22 protein-coding genes are annotated in these 24,542 nt (G+C 35.8%); 2 read left to right on the forward strand and 20 right to left on the reverse strand.

Annotated elements, in window-relative coordinates; translation table 11 throughout:
- Window positions 1-326: 326 nt before the first annotated feature.
- Genes lldD through lldP form a run of 3 tightly spaced genes read right to left on the reverse strand, consistent with a single transcriptional unit; the run spans window position 327 to window position 3,908 of the window.
- Window positions 327-1,472, reverse strand: coding sequence for an FMN-dependent L-lactate dehydrogenase LldD (gene lldD, locus SOI76_RS18120; protein ID WP_104080426.1), 1,146 nt, complete (start codon window positions 1,470-1,472; stop codon window positions 327-329).
- On the reverse strand, window positions 1,469-2,203 hold the full coding sequence (lldR, locus tag SOI76_RS18125; RefSeq protein WP_014208064.1) for a transcriptional regulator LldR: 735 nt from the start codon (window positions 2,201-2,203) through the stop codon (window positions 1,469-1,471). The genes lldD and lldR overlap by 4 nt, the downstream gene beginning before the upstream one ends.
- Before the next feature lie 37 nt (window positions 2,204-2,240).
- Window positions 2,241-3,908, reverse strand: a complete 1,668-nt coding sequence (lldP, locus tag SOI76_RS18130) for an L-lactate permease (RefSeq protein ID WP_011857993.1) — start codon at window positions 3,906-3,908, stop codon at window positions 2,241-2,243.
- Between the two features lie 374 nt (window positions 3,909-4,282).
- On the opposite strand from lldP, the gene manB reads away from it, so the two are divergent.
- Entirely contained in the window at window positions 4,283-5,653 is a 1,371-nt protein-coding gene (manB, locus tag SOI76_RS18135; protein ID WP_104080425.1) for a phosphomannomutase CpsG, read from the forward strand.
- A gap of 86 nt (window positions 5,654-5,739) precedes the next feature.
- Window positions 5,740-6,759, forward strand: coding sequence for an acyltransferase family protein (locus tag SOI76_RS18140; RefSeq protein ID WP_104080424.1), 1,020 nt, complete (start codon window positions 5,740-5,742; stop codon window positions 6,757-6,759).
- Window positions 6,760-6,839: 80 nt separating this feature from the next.
- Here SOI76_RS18140 and galE read toward each other — a convergent pair whose 3' ends face one another.
- From galE to neuC, 17 genes are all read right to left on the reverse strand, one after another.
- Entirely contained in the window at window positions 6,840-7,859 is a 1,020-nt protein-coding gene (gene galE, locus SOI76_RS18145; protein WP_104080423.1) for a UDP-glucose 4-epimerase GalE, read from the reverse strand.
- Entirely contained in the window at window positions 7,852-9,522 is a 1,671-nt protein-coding gene (pgi, locus tag SOI76_RS18150) for a glucose-6-phosphate isomerase (RefSeq protein WP_104080422.1), read from the reverse strand. The genes galE and pgi overlap by 8 nt, the downstream gene beginning before the upstream one ends.
- Window positions 9,519-10,781, reverse strand: coding sequence for a nucleotide sugar dehydrogenase (gene udg / locus SOI76_RS18155; protein WP_104080421.1), 1,263 nt, complete (start codon window positions 10,779-10,781; stop codon window positions 9,519-9,521). The genes pgi and udg overlap by 4 nt, the downstream gene beginning before the upstream one ends.
- A 117-nt stretch (window positions 10,782-10,898) precedes the next feature.
- Complete coding sequence (gene galU / locus SOI76_RS18160) at window positions 10,899-11,774, reverse strand: UTP--glucose-1-phosphate uridylyltransferase GalU (RefSeq protein WP_104080420.1); 876 nt, start codon at window positions 11,772-11,774, stop codon at window positions 10,899-10,901.
- Window positions 11,775-11,798: 24 nt separating this feature from the next.
- Window positions 11,799-12,419, reverse strand: a complete 621-nt coding sequence (locus SOI76_RS18165; RefSeq protein ID WP_087090605.1) for a sugar transferase — start codon at window positions 12,417-12,419, stop codon at window positions 11,799-11,801.
- Window positions 12,420-12,797: 378 nt separating this feature from the next.
- Complete coding sequence (locus tag SOI76_RS18170; protein ID WP_104080419.1) at window positions 12,798-13,856, reverse strand: glycosyltransferase; 1,059 nt, start codon at window positions 13,854-13,856, stop codon at window positions 12,798-12,800.
- Window positions 13,856-14,932, reverse strand: a complete 1,077-nt coding sequence (locus SOI76_RS18175; RefSeq protein ID WP_104080418.1) for a glycosyltransferase — start codon at window positions 14,930-14,932, stop codon at window positions 13,856-13,858. Before SOI76_RS18175 ends, SOI76_RS18170 begins: the two co-directional genes overlap by 1 nt.
- 22 nt (window positions 14,933-14,954) lie before the next feature.
- A complete protein-coding gene (locus SOI76_RS18180; RefSeq protein WP_104080417.1) occupies window positions 14,955-16,016 on the reverse strand; it encodes an EpsG family protein in 1,062 nt (353 codons plus the stop codon).
- A gap of 19 nt (window positions 16,017-16,035) precedes the next feature.
- Window positions 16,036-16,977, reverse strand: coding sequence for a glycosyltransferase family 52 (locus tag SOI76_RS18185; RefSeq protein ID WP_104080416.1), 942 nt, complete (start codon window positions 16,975-16,977; stop codon window positions 16,036-16,038).
- Window positions 16,967-18,166 (reverse strand): oligosaccharide flippase family protein, encoded by a 1,200-nt coding sequence (locus SOI76_RS18190; RefSeq protein ID WP_104080415.1) that lies wholly within the window; start codon window positions 18,164-18,166, stop codon window positions 16,967-16,969. Before SOI76_RS18190 ends, SOI76_RS18185 begins: the two co-directional genes overlap by 11 nt.
- A 20-nt stretch (window positions 18,167-18,186) precedes the next feature.
- Window positions 18,187-18,957 (reverse strand): oxidoreductase, encoded by a 771-nt coding sequence (locus SOI76_RS18195; RefSeq protein WP_104080414.1) that lies wholly within the window; start codon window positions 18,955-18,957, stop codon window positions 18,187-18,189.
- A gap of 3 nt (window positions 18,958-18,960) precedes the next feature.
- Window positions 18,961-19,647 (reverse strand): cytidylyltransferase domain-containing protein, encoded by a 687-nt coding sequence (locus SOI76_RS18200; RefSeq protein ID WP_033850890.1) that lies wholly within the window; start codon window positions 19,645-19,647, stop codon window positions 18,961-18,963.
- A 10-nt stretch (window positions 19,648-19,657) separates the two neighbouring features.
- The gene (locus SOI76_RS18205; RefSeq protein ID WP_104080413.1) at window positions 19,658-20,629 is read right to left on the reverse strand and encodes a Gfo/Idh/MocA family protein; all 972 of its coding nucleotides are present in this window, start codon (window positions 20,627-20,629) and stop codon (window positions 19,658-19,660) included.
- Between the two features lies 1 nt (window position 20,630).
- Window positions 20,631-21,686, reverse strand: coding sequence for a nucleotidyltransferase family protein (locus SOI76_RS18210; protein WP_002063376.1), 1,056 nt, complete (start codon window positions 21,684-21,686; stop codon window positions 20,631-20,633).
- Complete coding sequence (locus SOI76_RS18215; protein WP_104080412.1) at window positions 21,679-22,320, reverse strand: sugar O-acyltransferase; 642 nt, start codon at window positions 22,318-22,320, stop codon at window positions 21,679-21,681. The genes SOI76_RS18210 and SOI76_RS18215 overlap by 8 nt, the downstream gene beginning before the upstream one ends.
- Window positions 22,321-23,415: an N-acetylneuraminate synthase family protein gene (locus tag SOI76_RS18220; RefSeq protein WP_104080411.1), complete on the reverse strand. Its 1,095-nt coding sequence runs from the start codon at window positions 23,413-23,415 to the stop codon at window positions 22,321-22,323.
- Window positions 23,405-24,541 carry a UDP-N-acetylglucosamine 2-epimerase gene (gene neuC, locus SOI76_RS18225; RefSeq protein WP_057067857.1) on the reverse strand — a complete coding sequence of 379 codons (1,137 nt, stop codon included), beginning with the start codon at window positions 24,539-24,541 and terminating at the stop codon, window positions 23,405-23,407. Before neuC ends, SOI76_RS18220 begins: the two co-directional genes overlap by 11 nt.
- Window position 24,542: the final 1 nt, after the last annotated feature.

The following is a 24,542-nucleotide window of genomic DNA, read 5'->3' on the forward strand; positions in this document are numbered from 1 at the left end:
TAAAGCTACGCAAGACCAAAGGCACTGTCGCTTACAGAACCTGTTCGCTATAGCCATTTTTCAATTTACATTGCAAAAACAAATCCTTGCTCATACCACGCAGGCTGTAAGTGACGCTTAGCACCAGTAGCTAATTTCTTAATCCAATTGGCGACGCGTTGGCGGCATGGATGCCGCCGTGTCGATGCGATAGCAAGGACGTACCGTCATCGAAACTAAAGTTTTTGATTACTTTTTTAAAAAAGTAACGTCAATTAGCTACTTACATTGAACCTTTCCCGATAAGACTCCATCGTGCCAATATCATCAAAGTTAATACGGAAATATTAGAGCTTCATCGCCTGTACTAAACAATCCGCATTAATATCCGAAATCGACTTAGCACCCGTTAAGGTCATCGCAACACGCATTTCCTTATCAATTAAATCAAGCAAGTTCGATACCCCTTGTCCACCTGCTGCTGCCAAGGCATACACAAACGCACGGCCAAGTAAAACTGTATCAGCCCCAAGTGCCAACATACGCACTACATCTAAACCATTACGAATGCCTGAGTCAGCCAAAATTGCTAAGTCCCCTTTGACCGCATCAGCAATTGCAGGCAATGCACGAGCAGAAGACATCACACCATCTAACTGACGACCGCCGTGATTCGATACCACAATCCCATCTGCACCAAACCGCACCGCATCTTTGGCATCTTCAGGGTCTAAAATACCCTTAATTACCATTGGGCCATCCCAAAACTCACGAATCCACTCAAGGTCTTTCCATGAAATGGATGGATCAAAGTTCGAGCCTAACCAGCCAATATAATCTTCAAGCCCAGTCGGCTTACCTAAATATTTAGAGATATTTCCCAAATCGTGCGGACGACCCATTAAACCGACATTCCATGACCAGTGCGGATGAAACACTGACTGCATATATCGGCGCATCGCAGCATTTGGTCCACTCATACCCGAATGGGCATCCCGATAACGCGCCCCTGGCACAGGCATATCTACGGTAAACACAAGTGTTGAACAGCCTGCTGCTTTTGCACGTTCCAAAGCATTACGCATAAAACCGCGGTCACGTAACACATAAAGCTGGAACCACATCGGACGGTTAATTGCAGGTGCAACTTCCTCAATCGGGCAAACAGAAACCGTTGAAAGCGTAAATGGAATACCTTTTTTATCGGCTGCCATTGCGGCTTGTACTTCACCACGGCGTGCGTACATACCTGTTAAACCCACAGGAGCCAAGGCAACTGGCATCGACAGCGTTTCATTAAACAGTTTTGTCTCTAAACTCAACGTGGACATGTCATTCAGCACACGCTGACGCAATGCAATTTCTGACAAATCTTGTACGTTACGCTTTAAGGTATATTCCGCATACGCTCCACCATCAATATAGTGAAATAAAAATGGGGGTAAGCGACGTTGTGCCGCAGCACGATAATCATTGCCAGAAGAAATAATCATTTTGAATCAACTCTATTTAAACGGTTTGCGCGTTTCTGGCGAGCTTCGTCTTCATCCAGAGAACGCACATGATTAATCACAAATTCAATATGACCGCAGACAGCTTGGCGTGCGGCCTCGGGATCTTTACGATCAATAGCATCCATCACCTGAAAATGCTGCTCGCTGAGCAAGTCACCATTTACGGGGTCGTTATAAACTTTTTTACGCCCTAACAAGACGTTGTATTGCAGCAAATCAAACAAGCTACGCATCATTTGGATCAGCACCACATTATGAGATGCTTCAGCAATCGCTAAATGGAATTCAGCATCCGCCACCGCAGCCTGCGCCGAGTCACCCGCATTTTGATGGCGGCTAATTTCATTAAAATAATGATGAATTTTGGCGCGATCTTCAGGCGTTGAGCGTAATGCGGCATACCAAGCAGTGCCACCTTCAAGTAATAACCGCGCCTCTTGCACATCAAAACGGTAGAGTGGATCTTCTTCAATCAGGTTGCTAATCGGGTTCACAATCAGTTGCTGTGGCCACTGTTCAGGTAACTGCTGAATATAGGTCCCATCACCGCGGCGGCTACTGAGCACCCCTTGACTATTGAGCTGTTGAATCGCTTCACGCAAAGACGGACGAGAAACCCCTAAGCTAGTTGCAAGCTGGCGTTCGGCAGGCAAACGATCACCTTTTTTCATGTGACGCTCTTCAATTAATGCCTGCAATTTCATGACCACTTGATCGGAGATTCTCATCGCGTTTCCTTCACTGGAGTTATGGAATCATCCACGGAACAAGATAAGCCTGAACCGTAATAATGATGCCAACAAAGACAGTGAATATGATGCTATGTTTTACCGTGAAACGGAACAAGTCAGACTCTTTTCCAACTAAGCCTACTGCGGCACACGCAATCGCAATCGACTGTGGCGAAATCATTTTACCTGTCACACCACCGCTGGTATTAGCAGCGACCAATAACACTTCTGGAATACCAATTTGCTGAGCTGTGGTTGCCTGTAGTGCCGAGAACAAAGCATTTGAAGACGTGTCTGAACCTGTAAGAAACACACCAAGCCAACCCAAAAATGGCGAGAAGAAAGTAAACGCATGACCCGTATGCGATAGAGCCAGAGCCAAAGTAGCAGATAAACCTGAATAGTTCGCAATAAAAGCAAACGCCAACACCATACCAATTGAGTAAATCGGTGTTTTCAACTCATTGAGTGTTTCACCGAAGGTTGTCACTGCCTCACTTGCTTTCATTTTTAAGAAAATAACTGTGATGATCGCAGCAATAAAAATTGCAGTACCTGTTGCAGAGAACCAATCAAACTTATAAATCGCTTCGTATGGTTTCATCTCGGACACAATCGGTGGCATTTTTTCGACCAATTTGTGTAAATACGGTACTTCAAGTTTAAAAATCCAGTGTTCAAGAGCACCATCTTTTGCAAATAATGCTTTAAATGGCTTAACGCTCCAGATCGTGACCATTACCGTTAAAATAGCAAATGGAGACCATGCCTTTGCAATTTTCCCAATGCTATAACGTTGAACTGTTGTAGGTTGCTGAGTCAAAGTCTGACCCGCTTCAGGTTCAAAACGGAAAATATGTTTTGGTTTCCAAACACGGAATAACAACGTCAGGCTGACCAATGAAGCAATTGCTGCGGTAATGTCTGGTAACTCAGGGCCAATAAAGTTAGAGGTGAGATACTGAGCAATCGCAAAAGCACCACCACCGACCAATACCGCAGGCCAAGTTTCCTTAACACCACGCCAGCCATCCATAATCGCCATAATCCAGAACAGCACAATAATGGTTAAAAATGGCAACTGACGACCCACCATCTGGCTAATTTCCATAGTGTCTACACCGGAAACCTGCCCCGCCACAATAATTGGAATACCCATTGCACCGAATGCAACTGGTGCTGTATTTACGATCAAACATAAACCAGCAGCGTAAAGTGGCTTAAACCCTAAGCCGACAAGTAGTGCTGCGGTAATTGCGACAGGAGCACCAAAGCCCGCAGCTCCTTCAAGGAAAGTACCAAATGCAAAACCAACGAGTAACATTTGCAAACGTTGGTCTTCGGTAATAGATAGAATGCTTGAGCGGATAACTTCAAACTGGCCTGTTTTTACCGAAATCTTGTATAGAAAAACTGCCCCGATAATGATCCATGAAATTGGCCATAGACCGTAGAAGAAACCATAAATGATTGACGCAAAGGCCATTTGACCCGGCATTTGATAGAAAAATAGCGCAATCAGTAATGCAATAATAACTGTGCCCGTACCCGCGATACTGCCTTTTAAACGAAAAACAGCTAAGGCCAAAAAGAAGAAAATAATCGGGATTAATGCAACCGCACTAGACAGCCAAATATTATTTAAAGGGTCATAAAGTTGTTGCCACATATTGAGCATTGTCATCTCCTTGAAATGCCGGGGCGAATTTTTGTACCTTAAAATTTCAACATTTAACACAAATTGGTATGACCAATTAAAAATTAAGTGCAAATGTTTTTCCTTAAACCACAATGCGCATCATAAACACAGTTATTGGCAAGATCAATGATTAAATAATTACCGAAATTGGTATTACCAATAGTGCTAAGTAAAATCAAGCTCTTTCTAATTTAGAAATTTTCATATTAGACTAAAGTCTTAAAAATACTTTCTTATAAACTTAAATATGACCTACAGAAATGAAGTGCAAAATTTGAATATAAAAACTATAAACGTACCAATTTGATGATCTATGTATAATGTGCACACAACTCAAACCACATGTATTGAATTGAATAATGACTACTTTAACGTGTTTTAAAGCTTATGATATCCGAGGCAAACTCGGCACCGAATTGAATGAAGAAATCGCCTATAAAATTGGCCGCGCTTACGGACAAATCTATAAACCAAAAACTGTGGTTGTAGGTTGTGATATTCGTCTAAGCAGTGAGGCTTTAAAACAAGCGGCCATCCGCGGTTTAAATGATGCAGGTGTGAATGTGTTTGATTTAGGCATGACGGGTACTGAAGAAGTGTACTTTGCAGCTTTTCATTTAGACGTACAAGGTGGTATAGAAGTAACTGCGAGTCATAACCCAATGGACTATAACGGTATGAAATTGGTTCGAGAAAATGCTCGTCCAATTAGTGCCGATACTGGTTTAAAAGAAATTCAGGCTTTAGCAGAGACCAATAACTTTGAAGAAGTTGGTCAAAAAGGTACAACGCAAAGCTATAACATTTTGCCTGAGTTCGTTGACCATCTACTGACTTATATTGAACCTGCAAAAATCCGTCCATTAAAGTTAGTGGTAAACGCGGGTAATGGTGCAGCTGGTCATGTGATTGATGCCATTGAAGAAAAATTTAAAGCGCTTAATGTACCGGTTGAATTTATTAAAATTCATCATGAAGCAGATGGCACTTTCCCAAATGGCATCCCTAACCCAATTTTAATTGAAAACCGTGACAGTACCCGAAATGCTGTTCTTGAGCATAAAGCAGATATGGGTATTGCATGGGACGGCGACTTTGACCGCTGTTTCTTATTCGATGAAAAAGGTCAGTTTATTGAAGGCTATTATATTGTTGGTTTATTGGCTCAAGCTTTCTTAATCAAACAGTCAGGCGAAAAAATTGTGCATGACCCACGTTTAGTGTGGAACACATTTGATATCGTCGACGAATATAAAGGTGTTGCTGTACAGTCAAAATCGGGGCATGCATTTATTAAAGATGTTATGCGTGAATACAATGCCGTATACGGCGGTGAAATGAGTGCCCACCACTATTTCCGTGATTTTGCTTACTGTGACAGTGGTATGATTCCTTGGTTACTCACCATTGCTCTACTCTCTGAAACAGGACAATCTCTCTCAACACTCGTTGAAAATATGATTGCCAAGTTCCCTTGTAGTGGTGAAATCAACTTTAAAGTAGTCGATACACAAGCTACGATTCAAAAGATTTTCGACTTCTATGCCGATCAAAATCCACAAATTGACCGTACCGATGGTGTAAGCCTGGACTTTGGCGCATGGCGTTTTAATGTCCGCGCTTCAAATACTGAGCCTTTGTTACGACTTAATATTGAAAGCCGTGCAGATCGTCGAGCTCAGCCAATGCAATATTATGTAGATGAGTTAACTGGGCTGATTCAAAGTTAAGATATTCATTATATTTTAATTACTTAAGGGTTCGGTTTAACAAAATCTTACCCTTATTTTTTATTTTCTTAGGTTGAAATAGCTTCATGGCAAGATATGAATCATTAGATTGGTTAAGGGGCCTAATGGCCCTTACAATTATGACCTATCATTTAGTAAGTTGGCAGCTATTTCACCCTAAAGCAGGCAATGTACTCGGTAACTTTGGTATCTATGGGGTTTCGATATTTTTTGTTTTATCGGGCTTAAGTATGGCCCTTGCTTATCATCATTTCATAAAAGATATTAAAAGTTATATCTATTTCTTTATACGCAGGATCTTTAGAATATGGCCTTTATTATGGCTAGCCATTATTTTAATAAGTATAGAGAATTTTAGACTATATGCAGAATTAGACTCTTGGAAAATATTTCTTAATTTAACCACACTATTTGGATTTATTTCCCCAACTGAATATATTAATATTGGTGCGTGGTCTATTGGTAATGAAATTGTCTACTATTCATTAACTCCACTCTTAATAGTTCTTTATAATTATAAGAAAATTTTAGGGAATGCTATTGTTTTCCTCTCTATCATCATAGGGGTATATTTTTCTTTCTATTTATTACATTCAGATGTTAACCTATCTAAACAATGGGAGGAATATATTAATCCTTTTAATAATCTATTTTTATATTTTTGTGGGATAGCCCTATATTACAATTTTAAAGATATAGATCTAAAAAATTATAACTATGTTTTTATTATTATATCTTTAATAATTTTTATTTACTATCCAGTCTATGGGGACCAAATAACGATTGTTACAGGAGTAAATAGAATAGTTTTTTCCACCGCATCAATTTTATTAACACTAGGATTTTATAAATTAAATTATAAAAAAACTAATATATTTACATTTCTTTTTGCAAACTTAGGAGAAACTACTTATGGAATTTATCTTCTTCACCCTCTCGTATACTATTACATCATGTTAGCAAAAATAACCTCCAACCCTCTATTTATTATAACTTCTACTATTATTCTCACACTTATCGTAGCCAAGCTAGCTTATATTTTTTACGAAAAACCATTAATTAAGATTGGAAAGAGAGTAACCTAATATTTTATTCAAATTTTCTATATTAGAAAGTGGATATAATATAGCTAGTATCCACTTTCTAATTGGTTATTAATAAGAGCTTAAACCTTATACCCTGTTGGATTCTGCTTCTGCCAGTTCCAACTATCTTTGAGCATATCTTCTAAACCATATTGTGGTTGCCAACCTAGCTCAGCAACTGCGCGAGCGTTATCGGCAAAAGATGTTGCTACATCGCCTGCTCGACGTGGCGCAAATTCAAAAGCAACAGGCACACCGTTAACTTGCTCAAATGTATTTTTTACTTGCAAAACCGATGAACCATTACCTGTACCAATATTCCATGCACGGCAACCTGTCACTTCTAATCGATTATTTAGAGCACATAAATGTGCATTCGCTAAATCGACGACATGGATATAGTCACGTACCCCAGTCCCATCTACAGTATTGTAGTCGTTACCATAAATAGATAGCTTCTCACGGCGTCCCACAGCAACTTGAGTCACATAAGGCATTAAATTATTTGGAATACCTTGTGGGTCTTCACCAATACGGCCACTCTTATGTGCACCAACTGGATTAAAATAGCGCAGTAAAGCTATTGACCATTTAGAATTTGAATCTGATAGCTTTTGCAATAATTGCTCAACTATCAGTTTAGTATAACCATAGTTATTACTTGGCATACCTGTTGGCATATCTTCATTTAATGGAGAGATATTGGCCTCGTCATATACTGTCGCAGAAGAACTAAACACAAGCGTATAAACACCTGCCTTTTCCATCGACTTAACAAGCTGAATACTACCAGCAATATTATTATCAAAATAAATCAGCGGTTTTTCCTGACTTTCCCCTACTGCCTTTAAGCCTGCGAAGTGAATTACAGCATCAATTGAATGATCTTGAAACACGCGATCAAGTTCATTTGCATTACGAATATCACCTTTAACAAAAGCTAAACTCTTTTGTGTGATATCCTGAACTCTCTTTAATGATTCTTCAGAACTGTTTGATAGATTGTCAAAAACAATAACTTCATGACCAGCGTTTAAAAGCTCTACACAGGTATGTGAACCAATATAACCAGCACCACCAGTAACTAGGATTTTAGCCATCTACTTTTCCTAATAATATTTTAATTAATCCACGTGTTGAGGCATCTAATGATGAAAAATCATTTTGACCCCCATTTAAAATAGGTAATAGTTGATCAGCAATCTGTTTGCCTTTTTCGACGCCCCATTGATCAAACGGGTTAATATTCCAAATGACAGACTGCACAAAAACTTTATGCTCATATAAAGCAATTAACATTCCCAAACTATATGGATTCAACTCTTTCAATAATAGGGTTGAACTCGGTTGGTTACCTTCATATTGTTTGTAAATCGGCAGTTTTTCTAATTCAGTTGAGTCTAAAGCTTCATTACCAAAGGCCAATAATCTTGATTGGGCCAAACAATTCGATAATGCAAGATGATGCTGCTCGACTAAAGCCTCTGCATTTTCAACATAGGTAAAATGGTCAGCGTTATAGCGTTGGACTGGCGCAATAAAGTCACAGCTTACTGCTTGAGTTCCCTGGTGTAATAACTGATAGAAGGCATGTTGAGCATTTGGTCCAACTTCTCCCCATACAATTGGGCATGTATCGAGTTCGACTTTTTGACCGTCACGTTGTACCGATTTACCATTAGATTCCATTTCAAGTTGCTGCAAATAAGCAGCAAAATACTTTAATCGACCATCATAAGGTAATACTGCATGAGTTTGAATATTTAAAAAATTATTGTTCCAAACGCCTAATAAGCCCATTAAAACAGGAATATTTTGCTCATAACTTGTATTTTGAAAATGTTCATCTACTGCATGAGCACCAGCTAAGAGTTGCTGAAAACCTTCAACCCCGATACTCAACGCAATAGGTAAACCAATGCATGACCACAATGAGTAACGGCCACCTACCCAGTCCCAAAGCAGTAATTGATTTTCTGGAGCAATCCCCCATTCAGTCATTTTATCTGCTTTTGTTGATACTCCAACAAAATGACTTTTTAAAACTCGGGCATGTGTTCCCAAAGTTTTTTCAAGCCACTGACGTACGGTTTGGGCATTTGATAAAGTATCAATCGTTCCAAAAGATTTTGAAGAAATAATAAATAGTGTTGTTTCTGGACGAAGTTGGTGGAGCAACTCCGACAACTGACTACCATCCATAGTCGATACAAAGTGAACATTTAAAGGTTTAGCCGTTTTCACTTTAAAATCTGACAACGCATGGGTGACCATTTGTGGCCCTAAATCAGAACCACCCACACCAATGTTCACAACATCTTGAATCACTTCACCGGTTGCCCCGCGATATTGACCAGCATGTATCTTTTCCACTAAGGCATACATACGTTGTAACTGGCTATGGACTTGAGCCGTTAACTCTGGAAACTTCGAATAGTCAACTGGCAAGCGTAGTGCCCAATGCATTGCTGCACGTTGCTCTGTACAATTTACTTTGTCTTGTGAAAAAAGACGTTCAATCCATTGATTTAATTGTTTGGTTTTCGCAAGAGCAGTCAATTGTTCCAAAATGTCTTTAGTAACACGATGCTTACTAAAATCAAAAACTAATGGATCAAATTTTATAGAATATTGTTGAAAGCGATCCGGTTCTGAAGCGAACAATTCTTTTATATGTAGTTTTGAATTTTTCTCACCCATCGCCTGTAATTTTAGTAAAGGTGAAACCAACTCTTTAGGAAATTTCTCGATAGATTTACTCATAAACGACCTACTCCTTCATAAGCAAAGCCCTTAGCCTTTACATATGCTGGGTCATAAATATTACGCCCATCCAAAATTAAAGGATGCTGCATCATCTGTTGTAATTGCTTAAAGTCTGGACTCCAGTATTGTTTCCATGCGGTAACTAAACATAAGGCGTGTGCGTCTCGAGCAGCCTCATATTGATCAGTACACAGTACTAAATCCTTACGGTCACCATATGTAGCGGCAATTTCATCTAATGCTTGAGGATCATGCAAACGTACTGTTACACCTTGCGCCCATAATGCAGCTAATAAAATATGAATTGGGGAGTTATGTATGCTTGAGGTATTTTCTTTGAAGGATGCACCCCAAATAGCCACGGTTTTACCATTCAAATTACAATGATAATAATTCCACAGCTTACGGAATAAAATTTCTTTTTGTTGTTCGTTAATTGCCCATACCTGCTCTAAAAGACGACTTTTCGCCCCAGTTCCAGAAACAGTACTCGAAAGGGTTAAAATATCATGCGAAAAATTTTCACCGCCAAAACCAACTCCAGCGGACAAATAAGCCGCACCAATACGTGTATCGGCCGCAATACCATGCTTCACATTAGCGATATCAATACCGAGTTTCTCTGCCACCATAGCTAAGTCATTCATATAACTAATGCGGGTCGCTAACATGCCAGAAATACTAAGTTTCGTAAACTCAGCATCCAAGATCGGCATAAATAAGTATTGATAACTAAAACGGAAAAATGGGCGTAACAGCTCCTGCATTGTATCCCGTGCATGATTGGACTCAACACCAACAATGACATGTTTTACATTCAATACGCTGTTAATGGCATTTCCTTCTTGAATTACATCAGGAAAATAGACCCACTCGTCTTTTGGTAAATATTGTTTTAACTGATCAGTTCCATGTAAGCCAAATGTAGAACCATTTACCATTAATCTAGGATGAACAATAGGACGTTGACTTAACTTCTCAACCGTATTTAAAGCAAGCTGAATTTGTGTGGGACTAAAACAAAATAAATAAACTTCAACATCAAGAGGAATAGCAGAAAAAGGACTTTCTTGTAGAAAACCCGATTTTCTTTGTTTATTTAAATAGTTATTAACTTCTTGATCTTGATAGGAAAGTACAGAAATATTTTCTTCGCAGGTGACACTTGTGCACCAATAAATCTGATTGCCATATTCAGCTAGTAATGCTGCCATTACACCAGCGTGTAAGGTGGTTCCAAACACTGCGATTTTCATTGCACACCTGATTTTTTAATATTCTATAGACTTCTCTTCCCGTTAAGGGAAGAGAATATATTGATTGTTTATTATATTCAGCAGTTTTTACAAATACTTAAGTAGAACTACACAATATTATAACTTAAGCTCCTGAATTAACTGTTTAAATTCTGACCCTAATTTAGGATGTTGAATTCCATAATGTAACACAGCTTTTAAATAACCAACCTTACTACCGCAGTCAAAAGTTTGGCCTTGCATACGATAGGCTTCAACAATATCTGTTTCTTGTAACATCGCAATCGCATCTGTTAACTGAATTTCATTACCTGCGCCTTTTGGCGTGTTTTCCAAAAGTTGCATAATTTTTGCAGGTAATATATAGCGACCAACTACAGAAAGATTTGAAGGTGCAGAACCAACAGCAGGTTTTTCAACAATGCCTTGCATGGCAACACTTTCACCTTCATTAGGACTATGGTCTACATCTACAATCCCATATTGATCAACAAGGTTATCAGGTACAGCTTCTACCATAATTTGTGCGGCTTGCACTTCATCATAACGTGCAATCATACGAGATAAATCATTTCGGCCCGAGTCGTCTTTTACCAACACATCTGGTAATAACACGGCAAAATCATCTTGACCAACAATACTCTTTGCACATAAAACCGCATGCCCTAAACCTAAAGGCTGAGGTTGTCTGACACTTACAACACTCACATGGGGTGGAACAATTTGGGTAATTTCTGCAAGCAAATCAAACTTCTTTTTCTGCTCTAGTGTGGTTTCTAGTTCAAAGTTTCGATCAAAATAATTTTCAATCGACGCTTTTGAAGAGTGAGTCACCAAAATAATTTGCTCAATTCCCGCTTCAACTGCCTCACGTACCACATACTCAATGGCCGGACGGTCAACAACTGTTACCATTTCTTTCGGAATTGACTTGCTCGCTGGTAAAAAACGCGTACCTAATCCGGCTACTGGTAAAACTGCTTTTTTGATCATAACAAAGATTTCAAGATATAAAATTTACTTTACAGAAGAATCAACATTTTCTGGAGCATCATTACCCTTAAATAAAGATGGTCCAACATGTCCTGGCGCATTAATGCCTTCACGTTTTGTCATTACCTTGACTGTTTTAAACATAATTTTAAAGTCAACCCAAACATTGTGATTGTCGACATACCATACATCACATTTAAATCGTTCTTCATAATCGAGTTCATTACGGCCACTTACCTGAGCAAGGCCTGTCATTCCTGGACGCACTTCTAAACGGCGCGCCTGCTCTGGTGAATATAATGCAACAAAGTCTTTAAGCATTGGACGAGGTCCAACTACGCTCATGTCACCTTTAAGCACATTAATGAGCTGGGGCATTTCATCTAAGCTTGTAGAACGTAATTTCTGACCAAATGGAGTAATACGAGCTTCATCTGGCAATGGATTTCCTTGAGCATCAAAAGCATCTTTCATTGAACGAAACTTAATCATTTTAAATAATTTTCCGTCCTTACCAGGTCTTTCTTGGTAAAAGAATATGGGTGAACCTAAATTTTTACGGACTTTATAAGCAACTATCAGAAATATTGGCGACAGTACAGTTAAAGCTATTAAAGAAATGACTATGTCTACTAGACGCTTCATATTTTCATTCACTCTTTTCTGAATCTTTCCTAGGAAAACATATAAATAAGAAAGTCATGTTAAACCATATATTATTAACTTCTCCTTAGTCGTAAGGGAAGCTGACTCTATCGTGAGTTCACAGTATTATAAAGTATTGTATTACATCTTCCCTTTCAAATCTTGTAACTTTACTTAACTCAAAAAACAAATATTCATAATAGATATTATATTAAAAACGATTAAACCTACTCAGACAGCATTTAACCATCTGTTTTCGAGAATAATTTGAAAAGACCCAATAATTTTTTTGGATCTCTTACAAAATATGCAAAAGTTATTGATTTAATTTATAACTTCTCTATTTATCTCATCCATTACTTTTTACCTCTACAAAAATTATTCTTTGGACTTATGCTCTAACAGTTCTTTCCATAATTGTATAATCTGTTCAGGATAATATTTACGTATTAACTCTGAATTTTGCTTTGATAAAGTTTTCCGCAAATCTTCATCTAAACAAAAAGAGGCTAATAATTTAGCAAATGCCTCGGGTGTATAGTCCGATACAATTTGTGTATTTCCTTCACCTAAAATTTCTCTAGCTCCTGTAGGGAAGTCGCTCACAAGGACAGGTAAAGAATTATTCATAGCTTCCAATAGAACCATAGGAAAAGCTTCAAATCTACTTGTCATGCACATAAGTGCTGAATCTTGATAATATTTTGATATATTTTTAGTAAATGGATGAATTCTAATGAACTCATTCATATTTAATAATTTAATTTTTTCTTCAAGCTCTTTCTGTTCCGAGCCCTCGCCTACGATATCGAGAACCCATCCATTCTCATAAATTTTAGATAAATGGAATGCTTCAATAAGAAAAGCAAAATTTTTCTGAAACTCCAATCGCCCTATTGATAAAATCTTTTTTGATTCGCTGTTATATTTACTATCTAGAGGATGAATAAAATTAGGAATTACCAGTGTACGGATGCCATCATTTAAGAACTTTCTCTTATCCGTCTCTGTTAAACAGACTAAGGTAACTGTATCTTGACTATAAAATTTTTTTCTAATGAGATTCCTAAACCCTTTATGATAGTTATATTCGATGTGCTCACAGACTATAGGGGTATAATTTAATATTTTTGAAAGTTTAATATTTACTAAATTTAAATCAAAAGAAAAACTTACAACCGTATCGTTTCTTTTGAGAATCGATTTCAGCTTACGGAAATAGTTTAATCTATGGATGATTTTAGCTAACTTATTATGGGTTGGAAATTCGCCAACTTCTAATGATTGTATATTTAAGTTTTCACATCCAGAAAAAGCACATTGCTTACTTCCTGGAACGAGAATAATGACATCTTCAAGAGCTTGTGCAAGTTGAACAATAACGCGCTCTGTACCAGCCATACGGTTAATGCCATTCGTTACAAAATAAATAGTCATTAGAAATGATCCATATTGTTACTAATTACTTGAGATGATTCATATGCTTGAACCGATTCAAAAGCTCGCTTTTGAATTGCATCTAAATCAAATTTTTTTAAATTTATCTCTTCAAATAATTCTAGAATTGAATCGGGAGATTTTGCTTCAACAATAAAACCATTTGAGTTGTGTTTTATAAAATCGGTTGGCCCTGGAATATTACAACACACTGGAATCACACCATGAGCGGCTGCTTCTAAATAAACTTGTCCAAAACCTTCATGGTGAGAAGGTACACAAAGTAAATCAGCATTTAAATAATAAGAACGCAAGTCAGATTGAAAGCCTTCAAATTTTACTTTTGATAAATCTAATTCTGTTTCCAACTCATTAGCTGTGCCACCCAAAACAGTTAATTCACAGTTCAGATTTGTATGATTTATTGCTTCAATTAAATCATAAATACCTTTTCGGTGCTCTAGTCGCCCAACATATAATATTTTTAATATTGAGTTATCAGAGTTTGTTTTCAATAGCGCACGGGCAGATTGTAAGTCAGTATAACTCGAATAAGGGATTTTCACACCTACCAATGTACCAGGAATTAAAGCAGTAATTTCCTTTTTTTTATAATTTAAAGGTCCAAGTAATTGCTTCATAGATTGAGTAATTGTAATAGACCGGTGAGAAAAATTAATATTAACAATCTCACATAATTTTAATATATATTGCATTATTGAGCTATAACCCAAATAGGGCACGCCATGATTCACATATACCAACTGAGCCGAACTGAACAATCTAAGAATAAAAATATTTAAAGTTGAATCTACTGTAGTATGAAAATATATTTTATTTATTTTGTACTTATGCACCATTTTCAAAATAAGAAAAAGCCTACCAATATGCTTAAAAATATTTTTATATTTACTGTTCCAAGAAACAAATTTAGCTTTGTCAAGCTCGGAAGTATTTTCTAGTACATTAGGAGCAGATATCCAAACTTTATTTCCTTGCTGTATTTGATAATTAGCAATAGGTAAAATAAAGATTTTAGACCACTTATATTCTGGTGCTACATGCAAAATATACATATATGTTTAATACTCCACACTTTTAAAAAACATAGTTTAAAAGATAATCTGTTAAATAGTTTTGATAGGGCAACCATGCTTTAGAAACAAGAACACTATTTAGCATCCAAATATAAATAAAAGAAGTAAGAAATAATGTTAAAATAAATATAAATATTTTTCTATTAATCAATTTCAAATTGTGATATAGCATACAAACAACATAGAGGTCAAAAAATATTAGATACAAATTAAATCTATCGGCTAAAGTCGAAAAAACAAATGACAAACCAACACAATAAAAAATCAGCAAAACAAAATAATCTAAAATTAAATATGATTTATCTATTTTAAAAACTTTATTACGCAGTAAAAAATAACTTATCACAGGAATAATATGTAATGATAATCTTAAAAATACTCCACTTGAGTTCAACTCTTCACTAGTATAAACAGTACTTTCACTCAAAGTAGAAATATAAAGCACTATAGTAATTAATATAAGTGAAAAAAACTCATATAAAAAAATCAGTATTTTTTTACTTTTTATAAAAAGCAAAGGATAAAATAAAATAAAAATTATAGCTGTTTTATGAAAACAAGCAGCTAATAATAAAAAAATTAAAAATTTACTCCTATCGTTTTGTATAAGTTTTAGAAAAGCATATAATAAAATTGCTACTGCTATTGACTGTCTTGTATAGCCCAATGATACAGCTAAGATATGATAAGGATAGTAAATTAATAAACATAACCAATATTTTTTTAGTCTTATAAAAGTTATAAATAAGAAAAAACATACTAGGGCAGAAGAGCATAGATTAACAAACCAGATATCATTAATTTGTAAAAAATTACCTAATATATTGAGTAGAGAGTATCCTGGCTCAAAAAAGAATAAAGCTTCTTTAAAATTTAGATATTTAAAATTTTCATATAAAACTAAGTAGTTGTCCCAGTCTCCACCAACCTTAAATCTCAACCCAATAAAAATAAATAAGAATAAAAAAAACAATAAGAAAAATATTTTATTTATATATGCTTTATAATTACTAATAAAATTAATAGCAACTATAAAAAACCAAATTACGATATATATATTCATATTTAAAAACCACTTATTGTTAATTTAATAGCACTGCGCCGCTATTAACAAATAACTTCACCAAATCTGGATATCTCATATTAATAGCTTCATTATTTATCAATCTAACCTCAACATTATCTAAAGAAATAATATTCAAAGCTGCTGTACTACTTAAAGTATAGATAATTACTTTTCTATACTTACTTAACTCCTTAGCAAAAAAATCTTCAAATATATAGGAAGTTTTTATTTCTTCGAAAAATGCCTCGTCTGTTTCTCGAGGATGTCTAAAATGATAATCAACCCCCTCCATTATAAGAAGTTTCTTTAAAGCAAGAACATCAAAATTTTTATCAATATCTTTTAATGGTTGTCCTAAAAATATTTTTATCTCTTGATCAATAAAAATTTTTCTATCCTCTTCTTTTTTTTCGATTATAGAAACATATTCCGTTTGCTCTACAATATTTTGTATTCCTTTATAAATAGTATAATGTTTTCTTGATATTTTTTTAATCTTATTTAAATTAAATCCTATACCCATTAATTTTAAAACAATATCTTTGAGCTTTGACTCAAATGTTTGCTTAAAATAAATGCTATTTTTAACTATATTTGCCGTTCCATCATCATAAGTATATAAATTATTGAAATTTACTTTACTTAAAATATTATGAGTATATTTATTATCTATACTTGACACATATATATTTTCATAGAAACTTTCAAGTTTAAAATTTTCGTTAAACTTAATAATATTTTTAAATTTAAAAAACCTACTCTTACTATTATTGAACAAATAATATTGCTTAGTAATATTAGGATGTTGAAAACTATTATAGTAATATTTATATTTATCATTATTGTTTAATGCTATAACTATAAGATCAACTGAAGGCTGCTGAGCAACAATTTTCTCAGCTATAAGCATTTGTAATGGGGTAAAACAAATCACTAAACTCTTTTTTTTATCTGACATATTTAATACTCCACCATAAACTACAAAGCAGCACAAGATTACTCAAAATTAAAGAATACGGTATTAAAGATATATCTACTGAGCATAATAACCATAATCCTAATAGATATACGAGGGAAGAAATAAGACTAATAGTTGAAATTGTCTTATTTTTGGCATAAAAGAAAAAATAATTTACTAAAATTAGATAAGGTAAATTACACCCGAAACCTAGCAAATACATAACAACGTAGTACTTTGAACCGATATAACTTGGCCCTAAGAACCAAAGATATACTTGTTCAGGCAGCAGCCAGCCGACTACTGCGGGTAGTACACTTAAAGGTAGACTAATCAATGTATATTTTTTTATTTTTGTTATAGTTAAAGAGCTATCCTTAAGTCCTTGATAGTAATAAGGTACAATCGCTTTATTAAGAGCCATGAGGATAATTGGCAATACAGCTGCTATTTGTACACCAGCTGAGTAAACTCCTAGCTCGGCTTTTGAGTATTGTTGATAAATAAAAATACGATCTAGTTGCCCTTTAACAAAGAAGCTAGACTGATGCAGAATGAGCGGTAGCCCAAACGAAAAAATATAAAATAGCCCGAGACGTAGTCTTTGCCATGTAAAGTGATAATTATCTTTAAACAGATCACCCAAAATTAAACTTGCAATTACAAATGTAGTAAAATTAGCAATAACAATTGCTAGTATTCGATAAGCTACTAAATCTTGACTGAAGTATTCAAGAGCGGCCACAGTGAATAAAACATTCGTTAAAGATAATATAATTTGAATTGCGATATATTTGAGAGGCTGTTTTTGGCACTGACGTAAAGCAAGTTGCACATTAACAAAAGACTGAAACATTGTTGCTAGCACAACATATGCCATAATTTCTGCTTTAAACCACCAGCACCCAATTAGCAATATAAAAGAAATAGCAAGATTAAATAAATACCCTGCTTTAACTATAGTATTTAAAGCTTTCTTACCATAAAAATAAAAATAACGGGTAACTGCACCATCTTGACTTAAGCCAACGAAAATCCCGAATAGAGATAGCATAGTTAAATAATAAGATAACTCACCAAAACCATCAGGTCCAAGTTTTCGCGTTAAGTAGGGCAACATCAGAAAGGGGAGACTTTTCGCAAAAAGCTCTCCAATCAAATATATAAAGCTATCTCTTAAGACTTTCATTCAATAGCCCTATATTTCATTTATAAACTAAAACCGTCATCTACAATAATATTTTGACCTGTTACATATCTTGACTGTTCAGAAAGTAAGAATAAAACTGAACCTATGATTTCTGTAACATCTAACATACCAGCTCCATGGGTATGGCTCTTATATGCTTCTAAAAATGGTTCCGGTTGATGATCAAAGATACCACCTGGACTTACACAATTAATGCGGAATCGACTATCGTTGACATAAGCAACTGTGTATTTGTTTAAATGAAGTGTTGCTGATTTAATTGCAGCATACTCAACAGGCATTGTCATTTTCGTGTTGTTATAGATATCAAATTTTGGAGCAACTACTCCATAAATAGATGAGATATTCACAAGCGAAAAAGGAGTCTGGGATTGTGTAAAATATTTTGCACATTGCTGAGTGAACAAAAACATACTACCTAAATGTAGTGATAAGTTCTCATTAAAGCTTTCAAGGTTCACATCAAAAAAATGTGAACCATATGTCTTATTACGTGGATATGTTGTATTAACAGCTCCATCAATTTTAAGATCTGTTGAAAAAAATGACTTTACACTTGATTCATTTGTTACATCTAAAGAAACCAACGATAACTTTTCGTTTGTAGGATCAACCCCCAAACTATTTAATCGAGTTGCCATAGATTCAAGGTTTATATCAGCAGCAATAACTTTTGCGCCTTGCTCTAATATAGCCGCCACCAAACGTGTGCCTAGTAGTCCACCAGCACCAGCTACTAAAAAGGTTTTATTCTCTAATAAATTTTGCATCAGTTATTCACCTTTAATAATAGCTTCAGCTAAACGAAAATCATAAATATCATCGATATCCACAGCTCTTGCTTTTGGCACTTCAATACTCGCAACTTTTCCTGAAAATAAACCATAGTTATTTAATACAAACTCAGGTGTTGTGGCGTAGACTACTGTTGTAATATCAAAAACTTTGGGAGCATCTTGACGGCGTGATACCTCACCTTCAGGCTGATTGACAAGCTCAACAAAACCAGCCTCATTGTACTTAACCATATTGAAATATGGACTGCGACTTGCAGGTGTAACTGCAATACAAATATCAGCTGTCTCTGCTTGTCTTTTTAAAATCGCAGCCTCTACATCCTCTTGGCTACGTAATGGACTAGTTGCAGGTAAACTAACAAACCCATCAAATGAGCCATAGTGCTCAGTTGCCCACTCAACTGCATGACGCCAAGACAACCATTCTGGACTTTGATCAGTTGCTAGTTCAACAGGTCGCTCTATAAGAATTGCTCCCCCTTCTATAGCGACTTGTGCAATAGCCTGATCATCTGTTGAAACAAAAACTTGTTCAATCAAATCCGATGCTAAAGCAGTATCGATTGAATATTGTAATAACGGTTTTCCTGCCAATGGTTTAATATTTTTTCCAGGTAAACCTTTAGAGCCGCCTCTAGCAAAAATAAATGCAAAATTTCTCATATAAGCAGTCTCATTCTTTCGTCACAAATTCTTTCATCTCTACAATCAGGCCTACTGTTGTTTCAGCTTCTTGCAGACTTATAGATTGGTTTGGCTGTCCGTTTATTTTTTTAATAAAATCGGTAACCATTTCTAAATACATTTGATTTTTATCCCACTCAGGGGCGCTATAAATTTCTTGTTGCTCTTTAGCCTTAATAAGCACAACTTCATTTCGAATTAAATCCCACTCAATACATCCTTCACTGCCAATAAAACGACATTTACGATGTGCTTTACGCTGCAAAAAATCTAAGTGGATATTTACAACAGCTCCTTTCGCTGTTTTCATTAAAAGATCGGCATTATCCTCGACTTCTAAACCGAGCTCTTCTGAAGCACGTAAAACGACATATTTAGGAGTAAGCGAACCTAAAATCCATTGAGCATAATCTAACTCGTGACTCAGCTCTAATAGGACTCCTCCCCCCAATTCAGTTTTAGCAGATACTGTTTCGCGATAATCCTTGGTAGGTCGCCAATCTGGTAAATACTGACCAATTTCAATAAATGCATTATATAAGTTTCCAATGACACCCTCTTGTATCATTTGTCGTACTTGCTGCGCTGAAGGTAAATAGCGCAAACAGTAACCTACTGCTACAGGTGTCTTATACTGGGCTTCTGCATCAATTAAAGCTTGAGCATCTGTCTGGGTAACTGAAACTGGTTTTTCTATTAATACAGGGATACCTGCTTTAATAAGTGGTATTGCATGTTGGGCATGAAAAGGAGCTGGTGAGGCAATTATTGCAAACTGAACTTGCAACTGAATAATTTCATCAATACTTTCTGCTATATGATCGCTATCAGACACCGGCTCTTTAGGAATACGACCACTAGCAGACATCACGATTAATTTTGCTTCAGGAAAAAGCATTTTAAGATTACGACGATGTCGGGTAGCAATATTACCTAAACCAATAACAGCAATATTTTTCATATTATTCTAAACCCAACATATGGATATCTTTTTGCGCACGGTTATAGTCTTCCATATGACCGATGTCGAGCCAATATTCATGTAAAGGATAACTTAAGACTTTATTTTTCTTTTCCATTTGCTGTTCTAAGATAGTTGGCATACCAATAAACTGTGCATTAACTTGAGCCAACAATTCAGGTGAAATGACATAAATACCTGTATTAATATCAAAGAAATAACTTGGTTTTTCAGTCATGCTTTGTATTACGTTATCTTCGGAGTTTACTACGCCATAAGGAATTTGATATTGGAACTCTCGCACACACATCGTTGCAATAGCTTCACGCTTCTCATGAAAATCCAATAATTTTTCAAAATTCATATTTGTTAATACATCACCATTAATGACAATGAATGGCAATTTAATATCTGATGCTGGCAATAAACTCAATGCACCGCCAGTTCCAAGCGGATCAGTTTCATGTACATATTGGATCTGTACGTCAAACTTCTCGCCATTACCAAAATGCTCATTAATCACTTCTGGTAAATAGTGAGTAGAAATATAAAATTTGTAAAAGCCTTGATTTTTGAAGCTTGAGATAATGGTTTCTAGTAAAGGCTTACCACCAACAGGTAACATTGGTTTTGGGCATGTATCTGTGAGTGGGCGTAAACGTGTACCAAAACCACCAGCCATAATAAAAACTGGATTTTCTTTACGTTTTTTACGAATCAAATCATCAAGCGTAATAATATTAACTAGCTGATTATTTTTAATTACTGGTAATGCCAGATAGCTTTTTTCACGCATGATCTCAAAAATCTGGCGGTTATTTAAGCTACCTTCTTCAATACTATAAGGATTAGTATGCATGATTGTTTCAACAGCTGCATGCACATCTTGGCCTTTTAAAAGCCCTCTACGAATATCACCGTCTGTAATACTTCCGATCAATTGATTATGATCATCAACCACCAAAACAATTCTTAAAGCATATAAATCAAGTAGCTCTAATGCTTTCAAAATTGAATCATTTTTATGCAAAATTATATTATTAACATCTCTAGTCACGACTTAATTCCTTAGCAGGTGATCCAATATAGACCTTATTCGGTTCCGTATGTTTCACAACCACAGCACCCGCGCCTATAACGGAGTTTTCACCTAAATATTTCAATTGCTCTAGACTTTTGCCCGGCAAAATAGCAGCATTTGTTCCAATGTAAGTGCCTTGCTTCAAATGAATACAACCAGACACATTAACACCTGGCATGACAGAAACGTAGTTTTCTAGAATACAGTCGTGCCCAATTGTGCTGTTAAAACTTACTATAATAAAATGACCAAAACGACATGAATTTGTAATTCTCGCTCCAGCCGCAATTACCACACCTTTACTATGTTCTAGCAACTCTCGAATGCCATAGCCAAGTGATGATTGAGAATGAATCAAATTGGGATAAGGTAAATCGGGATAAGCTTCATATATTTTTTTACGAATCTTCGGATCAGCAACACCTATCGCATATACCGTATCCGTTAATGTCGGTATTACTGATTCAGGCAAAATGGGGAAACCAAGTAAGGTGTCACCATCTTTGGCATTTCTTTCTAAAAAAAATATATGGCGGTAGCCTTGATCTATTGCTAAATCTACTAGCTCTTTTGCAAAGCCACCTGAACCAAAAATCGCCAGTTTTTTCATTTAAATTTCAATAAAATCATTCTTTTTAAAGCTACGTTTTGCTTTTGTACCAACAACATCCCAATACTTATTTGGTTCTAAACAAACGCGACCAGCTCGTTTTGTCGTGACATTGTCAGAGGTTAAAAGCTCCCCTTCCGCAATATCTGTTTTAGCCACAATACTACGACGTACTAAGTAATAGTTATCGCTTTCTTGCTCTAGCATAAATTTAATACCGTCGCCTAAAGCTGCATGTGTTTTATGTAAAATTTCGACATAATGCTTAAATTCATCTGGTTCCATTGATGCTGCGTGGTCTGGACCAGCCATCGTTTTATCTAATGTAATATGCTTCTCAAAAATGCGAGCACCGAGACTTACACCAATAACCGCTGCATATTCATCAAGCGTATGGTCAGAAAATCCTGTTGCCAAATCAAATACATTTCTTAAAGTTGAAATGGCTTTAAGATTACTTTCTTCAAATAATGCTGGATATTGAGTCACACAGTGTAAGATAGAAACCTGTTCTTTCAACTGTTTACGTACTGAAATTTTAGAATAAGCTTCTCTAAATAACTGCTGAGATGGGCGAACTTCTGTTCCCTTATCGATAACAAAAGCAAATACTGATAAGGCTTGTTCAATATCACCTAAACTCGCTGTTCCTGTAGATAAAATGACATGCTTTTTTGAACATGCAATTTCATAGAGAAACGGTAAATTTGAAATATCAGCAGATGATACTTTCAAGTAAGGTACATCGATCTCATTCACCAAGAACTTCAAACTATCAGAGTCAAACGGCGTTGAAATAAAAGTAATTTGATGCTCATCACAAAATTTCTGTATTTCTTGTGTCTGCTCATAAGTGAGCTCTAAACTCTTTACAAGCTCTAATTGGCTTTGACTAGAACCAGTATTTTCTTTTTGATATGCAGCCATTTCAGTTTGATCAGATAATAAACTATCTGCTTTAAATGTTTGAAACTTGACAGCATTCGCACCGCATTCTTTGGCTTTTAAAATAAGCTCTTTTGCTAACTCTACAGAGCCATTATGATTTACACCAATTTCTGCAATGACATAAATTTCGTCTTGATTAAAGATCATAAAATGGTGCCTTCTTTTTAAAATCCGTCGTTTTAATAAGTTCAATTATTTTCTGAGAAGTATTGCCTAACCCTAATGGTGGAACAACTTTACTCAATTCATCGTCTGGGAAATTAATTGCTTTTTGCAATGCTTCTAAAATTTCACTTTCGTCTAATCTAACATCAAGTATAGACTCACAACGTAAGCGTCCTTTTTGACGATCACCAATATTTACTGTTGGTACCTGTAATGCTGGAGCTTCTGATAAGCCACTTGATGAGTTTCCAACCATAGCTAAAGCATTTTTCAAAACACTTAAATAGTTTTGAATACCAAAACTCTTTACAAGCAATACACGATCTGGCAACTGTGCTTTTAAATCAAGCATTGCTTTCACAATGTTAGTATTACCATTATCTGCATTTGGATAACTAAAGATAAAATTGACATCTTTTATTTGCTTAAGTGCATCAAATAAAGGTGCAACATTTTCTTCTAGTAGATTAGTTTCGGGATGATAAGTAATGAGAAAATATGGTTTTGAAAAATCAAAATCATATAATTCACTCAATTCTGCAATATTTTTAAATGTTGTACGCTGGATATGATCTAAGCCTAGTGCGCCGACATTAAATACTTTTTCTGGTTGCTCGCCTAACTGAATAATTCGTTTTTTATATTCCTCTGCCGCAGCAAAATGGATATTAGACATTTTGGTGATCGCATGACGAATTGATTCGTCATATGCACCTTCAGTGATTTCACCACCGTGCAAATGTGCAACAGGAACATGCATGATTAAAGCAGCTTGCGTCACTGCCAAAGCTTCGAAACGATCACCCAAAACAACTAATAAATCAGGTTGCATACGTTTCAATGCATCTGCAAATCCAAGTAAGCCCACACCCATTGACTTCACAACAGCGGACGATGTATCAGATGACAATAGCATTTCTACCGATTCGGTAATTTCGAAACCATCTTGAACAATAGTTTTCCAAGTTTCACCGTGCTCAGGTGAATAATGCATAGCCGTAGCTAGAATTTGTAACTCTAGCTCTGGATCTTGCTGAATATCTCGCATTAACCAATACAGCAAACCATATTCAGCTCGAGTTCCTGTAAAAACGGCTATTTTTTTCATT

The sequence above is a fragment of the Acinetobacter pittii genome, from assembly GCF_034064985.1.
GTDB classification, from domain to species: Bacteria; Pseudomonadota; Gammaproteobacteria; order Pseudomonadales; family Moraxellaceae; genus Acinetobacter; species Acinetobacter pittii_H.